This is a genomic window from Truepera sp., assembly GCA_032027045.1.
GTDB lineage: Bacteria > Deinococcota > Deinococci > Deinococcales > Trueperaceae > JAAYYF01.
Window position 1 is genome coordinate 2,789,788 of the sequence record JAVSMU010000001.1, and the last position, 9,889, is coordinate 2,799,676.

A 9,889-nucleotide genomic window follows, 5' to 3' on the forward strand; every position below is an offset into this window, starting at 1 on the left:
GTGGAAAGCCGTCTTTCGACCGCCGGACACGGGAAGCGGCCTGTCGACTGATTGTGGATAAATGGGCCTTCCCTGTGGATAATCCGGTTCAGCTTCCACACCTGTCCACAGGCCGTTCTGGGCGAGAATAATCCACAGGGTAGTCCACAGGTTCTTGACAGGTTGTCCACAGAGTTTCCCACAATCCGGCGTTTCGAGGCTTGTTTCCGACGCGCCGCCTGCAAGGAGTCAGTTGTGGACGGGTTCAGACGAGAGACTCGCGGATCGAGCGGACGGCGCGCGTGAGCTCGCCCTCCGTCTTGTTCGAGTTCTCGATCTTCTGGACGGCGTACATGACCGTCGAGTGGTCGCGCCCCGAGAAGTAGGCGCCTATCTCCGGGTACGAGTGCGTGGTCAACTCGCGGATGAGGAACATGGCTATCTGGCGCGGGATCACGAGTTCCTGGCGCCGGCTCTTGCCGCGCACTTCGTCAGAATCGACGCCGAAATGGTCGGCAGTGCGCTCGAGGATGGTGGGCATCGTCAGGCTGATGTTGCCGGGCGCGAACACGTCGGAGAGCGCCTCGGCGACGATCTGACGGTTCAGCGGCGACTGGTTCATCGACGCGTAGACGATGGCCCTGACGAGCGCGCCCTCGAGCTCGCGGATGTTCGAGGTCACGTGCCGGGCGATGTAATCCATGACCTCGGACGGCACCTTGACGCCGCGGTACTCGGCGTTCATCGCGAGGATGGCTATGCGGGTCTCGAGGTCGGGAGCCTGGATGTCGGTGATCAGCCCCCACTCGAAGCGGCTGCGAAGGCGCTTCTCGAGGGTGGGGATGTCCTTCGGGGGCCGGTCGGAGGAGACGATCAGTTGCTTCCCGGATTCGTAGAGGGCGTTGAACGTGTGGAAGAACTCCTCCTGCGTGCGCTCCTTGCCGGCGATGAACTGGATGTCGTCGATCAGCAGGACGTCGATGGTGCGGTAGCGGTCGCGGAACTGCGTCATCCGGTCCTCACGGATGGCGGTGATGAGGTCGTTCGTGAAGGCCTCGGTAGTCACGTACTCGACCTGCAGTTGCGGGTGTCGTTCGAACACCGCGTGCCCGACGGCGTGCATGAGGTGCGTCTTTCCCAGGCCCGCTTCGCCGTAGAGGAAGAGCGGGTTGTAGGCGCGCCCCGGCGCCTCCACCACGGCGCGGGCGGCCGCGTTCGCCAGGTTGTTGTTGGGGCCGACCACGAAGTTCTCGAACACGTACTTGGGGTTCAGGGTCGGCTTGCGCGCCACCGGCCTCTCGGACGGCGCCGACTCGGCGGCGGGCGTGCTGAACATGTCCTGCTGCTCGGTTATCTGGGTGCCGATCACCTGGAAGGCCACCCTGGGCGCGTCCATCCCGAGGTCGCGCAGTGCCTCCTCGAGCACCCCCGTGTAGTTGCTGCGCAACCAGTCCCGAGCGAAACCGTGCGGCACGCCAAGGACGAAGGCGCCGTCGACGATGCCTTGCGGGCTTACCTGCGCGAACCAGGTGCGGAACTCGACCTCAGGGATCTCGGCGCGCACGCGCGAGATGACGTCGTCCCACATCCCCTGAGCCTTGCCCGCCATCGCCTGACCCCTCCTTCGCCGCTCGTCGTACCGACCTCAACGCAGAGCCGACACCTTGCTCGGTGCGCCGAGGCGCGCCCTTGTCCGCCCTCAGCCTCCGAAGGCGGTTCCGCGAGAAGCCGATTCTGCCACCACTCGCTCCGTTGGAGCTAGCGGAGATTACCAGTGTCGTCAGCCGCTGGTGCTGAACCACAACCGGCCGGTCTTCCTTGCCGAGTTGCTGCACCGAGGCGGTAGTTGCTCCGAGTTGGTTGGGCGACGCCGCGTCTTGGACTGGGTCCGGTTACGCGCGGGTGACGACGGCGACGGCATTCGCTACGGCCGGGGGCAGTCTAACAGATGGGGGCGGCTGCTACCCGGGCGTCGCGGCGGCAAGCGGAGTCCCTCGGGGCGGGAGCGGCGGTTGCGCGCCGGTCAGGTGCGGGGCCAACGCCGCCTGAGTGACGCGAGCCCAGGAGCAGGGCCAACCCCGCCTGAGTCACGCGAGCCCAGGAGCAGGGCCAACGCCGCCTGAGTCACGCGGACACAGGGGCAGGGCCAACGCCGCCTGAGTGACGCGGGCCCAGGGGCGGGGCCAACGCCGCCTGAGTGACGCGAGCCCAGGAGCAGGGCCAACGCCGCCTGAGTCACGCGGGCACCGGGGCGGTAAGCGCGCAATGCGGCTGAGCTACCGGGAGCACGGGGTGGCTGCCGCTATACTCTGGGGCGCTCGCCTCGCATGGGTTCACCGCTCAGGAGGCGGCCATGGCGCGGAGGCCGCAGTACTGCGACCACCCAGGCAGAGGAGGTGCCGATGAAGCAGCAATTCGACGTGATAGTCATCGGTGGGGGCCACGCGGGGATCGAGGCCACCATAGCCGCCGCTCGTCTCGGTGCGCGCACGGCCATGGTTCTCCCCAATCCCGACAAGATCGGGGTCATGCCCTGCAATCCGGCCATCGGGGGCCCCGGTAAGTCGCAGTTGGTCTACGAGTTGCACGCCCTCGGTGGCGTCATGGGCCGCCTGGCCGACCGGACCGCCATTCACACCCGCACGCTGAACGCGTCCAAGGGCGCCGCCGTGCAGTCACTGCGGGTCCAGAACGAGCGCGACGGGTACGCGGCCGCAGCCAAGGCCCTCGTCGAACATGAACCGGGGGTCGAGATAGTCCGCGCGGAAGCCGCCGAGCTGCTGGTGGAGCGAGGCGTGATCGCCGGCGTGGTGACCACCGACGGCCGTGCGCTGCTGGCCCCGTCGGTGGTCCTCTGCACCGGCACCTTCCTCGCGGGCGTCGTGTGGTACGGGAAGCGCCAGCGACCTGCCGGAAGGCAGGGGGAGGCGCCGGCCCGGCTCCTCTCGGCCTCACTTCGTGCAACGGGTCACGATCTCATCAGGCTCAAGACGGGGACGCCGCCGCGCATTCGGGCCGATTCGGTCGACCTGACGGTGCTTCAGGAGGTTCCCTCGGACGACCCCCCGGGCACGTTCAGCGGTACTCCCGGACCCCGGATGACCAGCACCCCGACGTGGCTGACGCGTACCACGCCTGCAACGCACGCCCTCATCCAAGAACACTTGGAGGAGTCGGCCATGTACGGGGGCGAGATCGACGCCACCGGCCCGCGCTACTGCCCGTCCATCGAGGACAAGGTGGTGCGCTTCTCGGACAAGGACCACCACCTGTTGTTCGTGGAACCCGACGGGCTCGACACGAGCGAGCTTTACCTGCAGGGGCTATCCAGCTCCATGCCACCCCACATCCAAGACGTCATGATCCGGACGCTTCCCGGTTTCGACGAGGCCGTCATCCACCGCTACGCCTATGCGGTCGAGTACGACGCGTTGGATCCGGCTCAACTGGACGTGACGCTGATGTCGCGGAAGCTTCCCGGGCTCTTCTCGGCGGGGCAGATAAACGGCACTAGTGGTTACGAGGAGGCGGCCGCACAGGGCTTGGTAGCCGGGGTCAACGCCGCCCGGCACGCCTCCGGCATGACTCGCGTGACGGTCAGGCGCGACCAAGGTTACCTCGGGGTGATGCTCGACGACTTGGTTCGCTGGGGCATAGAGGAGCCGTACCGCATGCTTACCTCGCGCAACGAATACAGGCTTTTGCACCGACAAGACAACGCCAACGAGCGCCTGATGGGGCTCGGCCATGAGTGGGGCCTGGTGCCTGACGCCGACTTGGAGCGGCACAGGGCCTCCGAGGAGCGTGTGCAGCGCGAGGTCACGCGGCTTGGTCGAACCCGCGTCGAGGGTGACCTGGCCACCACTGTGCTGTGCCGACCCGGAACCGACTATGCGGGGGTCGCTGCCTTGGTCGGCGGTGCCGCCGAGGAACTTACGCCGGGCGAGGTGGAGCGCGTGACGACGCTGGTGCGTTACGCCGCCTATATCGAGCGCGCACGCAAGCAGCTGGATGCGCGTGCGGGTTACGAGGAGCTGAGTCTCGAGGGAATCGACTATTCTCGAGTTGCCAGCCTGTCGCATGAGGGCCTCGAGGCGCTGACGCGGGCCGCCCCGGCGTCGCTCGGCGCCGCGCAGCGGGTTCGCGGCGTGCGCGATAGCGATGTCGTGGCGCTGCAGGTTCACCTCAAGGGCCGGCGTCACGGCGCGGCCCAAGGCGAGGCGACGCCCGCTGGAAGCTAAGGCGGACTCGGTCGGCGGAAGTCCACACCCGCTCTGCTGCAGGCCAGAGCCGATCTGCGGTAGGACGACCCCACGCCGCGCCGGGCCGACCCCACGCTGGGCCAGGCTAGCCCCACGCTGCGCTAGGCCAGCCCCACGCTGCGCCATGCCAGCCCCACGCTGCGCCATGCCAACCCCACGCTGCGCCATGCCAACCCCACGCTGCGCCATGCCGACCCCACGCTGGGCCAGGCTAGCCCCACGCTGCGCTAGGCCAACCCCACGCTGCGCTAGAGCCTGCTCAATGTTTCACGTGAAACAATCGGGAGTTGTGCCGTCCAGGAAGGCACTAACCAGGCCACACCGCTGTGCGGATGTACCCTTCTCGGTCTCTGAAGCGCGCCAGGCTACTCGCCGGCGGTCGACTCCCGCGGTACAGACGACTAGCCTGTAGCGAGGATGACTCACCCAAGTACGTTACCGGACCACGCCGCCGACCAGCTGGCGCGCTACAAGGAGCTCGTCGAACGCTACCAGGGCGCCGTGGACCTGATCTCGAAGCGCGGGCTGGAAGAGTTCGACCGCTACGTGAGTGAGGGCCTACGCTACGCGGCGCTCATCGCGAGGCTGGCCGGCCCCGCTCCATGCGTGGTCGACGTCGGTTCGGGCGTCGGGCTTCCGGGCGTGGTCATCGCCATCGCTTTGCCGGGAGCAGATGTGCGCCTGGTGGAGCGGCGGCACCGGCGCGCGGCGTTCCTCGAACTGGTCGTGGCCCAACTTGGCCTCGGCAACGCGAAGGTAGTCGAAGGCGACGTGCGCGACCTGGAGGGCGTTGCAGCCGACGTTGTCACCGCGCAGGCAGTGGCATCCCAGACGGCCCTTGTTGACCTGACCCGCGGTGTGCGTGCCGAAGCGAGCTGGTTGATCTCTCGACGGGGGCCAGGGTGGAGAGAGGAACTCGGGCTGCCGGAGGCCGCCGTCGGCGCCGGTCAGGACGGTGAGGCCGACGGCGCGCTCCAGGACGAGGCAGGCCGCACGGCCCAGGCCGAGGCCGAGTTGGCGCGGGCCGACATCGTCGAAGAGGCCCTCGAGCCTCATGGTAGCCTCGTCGCAATCAGGCTCCCCGGAGGCTCTGCGTGCCGATCATCGGCGTGATCAACCAGAAGGGCGGAGTCGGCAAGACCACTACAGCGGTCAACCTGTCTGCGGCATTGGCGGAACGGCGTCGCATACTACTCGCCGACCTCGACCCACAGGCCAACGCCAGCAGTGGCGTGGGTGTCACTGCGCCGGAAAGCACCGTCTACGACGTCATCGCCGGACGCAGTTCGGCGCGTAACGCAATCTGCGCCACCGCCATCGATAACCTTCATCTGCTTGCCGCTTCGGCCGACCTGGCAGGCCTCCAGGTCGAGGTGGACGCCGGCAAGGAGAACATGCGCCTGCTAGCGCGAGGCCTGACCGGCGTTCGGCCCAATTACGACTTCATCATCGTCGACGCCCCGCCATCCATGGGCATGCTCACCCTCAACGCCATGGCCGCCGCGGACCTGCTGATCGTGCCCCTACAGACCGAGTACTACGCCCTCGAGGGCATAGCGTCCATGATGGACACGGTCGAACGCGTCAAGGGCTCTTTCAACCCCGACCTGCGCATCCTCGGGATACTGCTGACCATGTACGACGGCCGCACCCGACTGTCTCAAGAGGTCGAGGCGAACGTCCGCGAACACTTCGGTGAGCTCGTGTTCAAGACGATCATCCCGCGCACCGTTCGGCTCGCGGAGGCCCCGTCGTACGGCCAGTCTGTGCTCGAATACGCACCCAGCTCGCAGGGGGCGACTGCCTACCGGGAGCTGGCGGAGGAGGTAATCCAACGTGTCAGCGAAGCCTAGAGGCCTTGGCAGGGGGCTCGATGCCTTGCTGCCCAAAGTGGAGAAGGGCGGCGTCCAGCAGCTGAAGGTGGGCCAGCTCAAACCGTCGCCATTTCAACCGCGCCAGAAGATGGACGAGGCCGGGATCGTCGAGCTAGCCGAATCGATCGCCAACAAGGGCGTCATCCAGCCGATCGTGGCGCGCCCAGTTGACGGTGGTTACGAGATCGTGGCCGGCGAGCGGCGGTTCCGGGCGGCGCAGCGCGCCGGCCTCACCACCGTTCCGGTGCTGGTCAGGGAACTCAACGATCAGGAGACGCTCGAGGTAGCGATCATTGAGAACCTCCAGCGCGAGGACCTCAACGCGATGGAGTCCGCGCGGGCGTTCAAGCTCCTGCTCGACTTCGGAATGAACCAGGAGAGCGTAGCGGAGGCGGTCGGGAAGAGCCGCAGCTCGATCGCCAACACGCTGCGCCTGCTGGCGTTGCCCGCCGTGGCGCAAGACGGCATCGAGGCCGGGCTCATCGGCGCGGGTCACGCGCGGGCCATCCTCGCGCAGCCAGAGTCCGACAGGGAGTGGGCCTACGAGGAGATAGTCCGGCGCGGACTCACGGTGCGCCAGGCGGAGGGCTTGAAGCGGCCGACTGCCAAGGCCGCGAAGCGGAAGGCCGCCGGCCGCTACGTCAAGTTGGAAGAGGACCTGAGCCGCTTCGCCGGCACGCGCGTGAGGGTAGCCGGGAGTGGCAAACGCGGCCGCATCGAGCTGCATTTTCACGACGAGGACGAGCTCCAGCGGCTCCTGGAACTGCTCGGCTACCAGGCCTGAGCGAGGGTCATCAGGCAGCGCAACCTGGCGCAGGCTGAACCATGCAGCAGTGCAATCGGCAGCAGTCTGGACCATGCAGTAGTGCAATCGGCCGCAGCCTCGAGCATGGGGCAGTGCACCCGGCCGCACGCTAGGCCATGTCGCAATGCAACGGCCCGCGGTCACGGTGATGAGAATGTGCAAACAGCTGGCGTGCGGCAACTTTGGGCGGAGCCATCGACAGCGCCCCGTAAGCTCTGTAAATTAGGTGGCTCTGCAAGTTCCCACCTTCGCCCATCGTCACCACGGAGCCCGCGTGGCCGGTGATACGATGCAAGCGAAGCGCCGCCCAGCGCGTGTTTTCGGGCGGACCTGGAGCTGGCGAGGCGCGAGGCTCGCCTCCTCGGGCACGGCGTGCCGCGCCCGAATCGAACCGAGGTGACACCATGAAGCAACCCGTACGTGTAGCGGTGACAGGGGCCGCCGGCCAGATCGGTTACGCCCTGCTCTTTCGCATCGCATCCGGTGCGATGCTCGGGCCCGACCAGCCCGTCATCCTGCAACTCCTCGAGATCACGCCCGCCCTCAAGGCGCTGAGCGGTGTAGTGATGGAGCTGGACGACTGCGCGTTCCCGCTGCTCCACGGCGTGGTGGCGACAGACGAGCCGAGCGTCGCGTTCAAAGACGCGGACTACGCGCTGCTGGTTGGTTCTCGCCCAAGAGGCCCGGGCATGGAGCGCAAGGACCTGCTGCAGGCGAACGGCGCCATCTTCACCGTGCAGGGCAAGGCCCTCAACGACCACGCCTCCCGGTCCGTGAAGGTGCTCGTGGTCGGCAACCCCGCCAACACGAACTGTCTGATTGCGCTGCGCAACGCGCCCGATCTTGCGCCGGAGCAGTTCAGCTCCATGGCACGCCTGGATCACAACCGCGCACTCAGCCAGCTCGCCGCCAAGGCGGGAGCGAAGGTCGCCGACGTTCACAAGATGATCATCTGGGGCAACCACTCGAGCACCCAGGTTCCCGACCTGAGTCACGCCACGGTCGCCGGCCGGCCGGCGACCGAGATCGTCGACGATGCCTGGGTGAGTGACTACTTCATCCCCACCGTTCAGAAGCGCGGCGCTGCCATCATCGATGCCCGCGGGGCTTCGAGCGCCGCGTCGGCGGCCAACGCCGCCATCGGCCACATGCATGACTGGGCGCTGGGAACCGCTGCTGGTGACTGGGTGAGCATGGGAGTCCCGAGTGGCGCCTATGGCGTTGCCGAAGGCCTCGTCTACTCTTATCCCGTGATCGTCGAGGATGGCAAAGTCAGCGTCGTAGAAGGCCTCGAGCTGGGAACGAGCGTCCAGGAGCTCATGCGCGCCACCGAGGCCGAACTCATGGAGGAACGCTCCGCGGTCGCCGATCTGCTCTAGCTTCACAGCCGACCACCGTGCCGCTAGTAGGAACGACTAGCGGCACGATTTGCTATTCTCGGACATATGGGGCCGAGTTTGGCCCTCCGGCAAGTCGGAACCACTCCGACATGCTATGCTCTAGGCAGCGGCGGCCGTGGTGGCCGACCGGAGAGGTCCGTGGACGACATGACACACAACGAGAAAAGTCAGGCACTGCATAGCGCCCACGGCGAGGAACGGCGCACGGAAGACGAGGACGCTCGCAGCGTGCTCAAACAGCGCGGCCTGCGTTACAGCCGGCCACGCGAGGCCATCCTCAACTTCTTGCTCGAGGAGGACCGCCACGTGAGCGCCGAGAGCCTCTACCTCGACCTCAAGAAGCGCGGCGAGGAACTGAGCCTATCGACCGTCTATTTGAACCTTTCCGCCCTTGCCGACGCGGGCCTGGTCCGCTCGTTCCAAGGAGCTACCGGCCAGGCGCTATACGACAGCAACGTGTCGCCCCACTATCACGTGGTGTGCGCCGAGACGGGCGAGGTTCAAGACGTTCCGGCGCCGAAGATCGACGGCGTGCCGCTTAGCCGCTTCTTGAAGGAGTACGTGGAGCGGGAAACCGGCTGGGTGGTTGACGAACCACGATTCAGCCTCACGGGCAGGCCACCGCGTCCCAACGGCTCGAGCGCCGACGACTGATCCGCCCGCAAGCTCAAGCGCTCGCAAGCTCAAGCGCTCGCAAGCTCCCGCGCGCGCAAGCGCAAGTTCCGCCCGCAAACCTGATTAGTCCTACGAGCAATCATCAAGTAGTAGCCTCTGGAGAGGTTCGGCACCGGGCTGGCTTGGCCACCCGTATTGCCGGCCCCGGAGGCGCACGATGGAACCAAGCCGACCGAGCGGGGAAGCCGCACCAGGCCCAGCGTTGGACGTCAGGGCGCCACTGGTCATCAGGCCACTCAAGACGCACGCCGAGCTCTTCGAAGTCGAACACATCCAACGCGATGTATGGGCAGCGGACGACATCGAGATCGTTCCTGTGGCGCAGTTGCGCGCGGTGGAGCACGCCGGCGGCCAGCTCGCCGGGGCGTTCCTGGGCGAGAGGATGGTCGGCTTCTCGTACGGTTTCATCGCCCAGCCCCACGGGCGGGGCATGGAGGGCCTGGGGCTCCACTCGCACATGGTCGCGGTGCGTGACGAGGGGCGCGGTCGGGGCATCGGGCAGGCGCTCAAGTGGAACCAGCGTGAGTGGTGTCTGCAACGCGGGCTGAACTGGATCTCGTGGACCTTCGACCCCCTTCAGGCAAGAAACGCGAACCTCAACCTCATGCGCCTCGGGGCCGTGGCCGTCGAGTACCTCGTGGACCTCTACGGTCCCATGAGCGGGATCCTGGGCGGCGGTCAACCCACCGACAGGTTCCTCGCGTTGTGGCAACTTGAGTCGCCGCGGGTGCTCGGCATCTTGCGGGACGGGGCGCAGCCACCCATCGGTGACGCGGCGGTGGGCGCCACCTGGGCGCTGCGGGCATCGGAGGCGAGCAGGTTGGCCGAGCCGGTGGCGCTACGGATCAGCGGCGAGGTCATCGAGGCCGGGCGGCCCGTCAAGGTGGCTGTCCC

The 9,889-nt window shown here is 67.0% G+C and carries 8 protein-coding genes; 7 read left to right on the forward strand and 1 reads right to left on the reverse strand.

The window, feature by feature from the left end; all coding sequences use genetic code 11:
* Positions 1–244: 244 nt before the first annotated feature.
* Entirely contained in the window at positions 245–1,588 is a 1,344-nt protein-coding gene (dnaA, locus tag ROY82_12575; GenBank protein ID MDT3683295.1) for a chromosomal replication initiator protein DnaA, read from the reverse strand.
* Positions 1,589–2,381: 793 nt separating this feature from the next.
* Here dnaA and mnmG point away from each other — a divergent pair.
* The 7 genes from mnmG to ROY82_12610 all read left to right on the forward strand — a co-directional run.
* The gene (gene mnmG, locus ROY82_12580; GenBank protein MDT3683296.1) at positions 2,382–4,220 is read left to right on the forward strand and encodes a tRNA uridine-5-carboxymethylaminomethyl(34) synthesis enzyme MnmG; all 1,839 of its coding nucleotides are present in this window, start codon (positions 2,382–2,384) and stop codon (positions 4,218–4,220) included.
* 438 nt (positions 4,221–4,658) lie between these two features.
* Positions 4,659–5,354 carry an RsmG family class I SAM-dependent methyltransferase gene (locus ROY82_12585; protein MDT3683297.1) on the forward strand — a complete coding sequence of 232 codons (696 nt, stop codon included), beginning with the start codon at positions 4,659–4,661 and terminating at the stop codon, positions 5,352–5,354.
* Positions 5,336–6,094 (forward strand): ParA family protein, encoded by a 759-nt coding sequence (locus tag ROY82_12590; protein ID MDT3683298.1) that lies wholly within the window; start codon positions 5,336–5,338, stop codon positions 6,092–6,094. The genes ROY82_12585 and ROY82_12590 overlap by 19 nt, the downstream gene beginning before the upstream one ends.
* A complete protein-coding gene (locus ROY82_12595; GenBank protein MDT3683299.1) occupies positions 6,078–6,899 on the forward strand; it encodes a ParB/RepB/Spo0J family partition protein in 822 nt (273 codons plus the stop codon). Before ROY82_12590 ends, ROY82_12595 begins: the two co-directional genes overlap by 17 nt.
* Before the next feature lie 425 nt (positions 6,900–7,324).
* The gene (locus ROY82_12600; protein MDT3683300.1) at positions 7,325–8,299 is read left to right on the forward strand and encodes a malate dehydrogenase; all 975 of its coding nucleotides are present in this window, start codon (positions 7,325–7,327) and stop codon (positions 8,297–8,299) included.
* 168 nt (positions 8,300–8,467) lie between these two features.
* Positions 8,468–8,974 (forward strand): Fur family transcriptional regulator, encoded by a 507-nt coding sequence (locus ROY82_12605; protein MDT3683301.1) that lies wholly within the window; start codon positions 8,468–8,470, stop codon positions 8,972–8,974.
* A 178-nt stretch (positions 8,975–9,152) separates the two neighbouring features.
* Positions 9,153–9,889 (forward strand): GNAT family N-acetyltransferase (locus ROY82_12610; protein MDT3683302.1); only part of this gene is annotated, 737 nt, incomplete at its 3' end.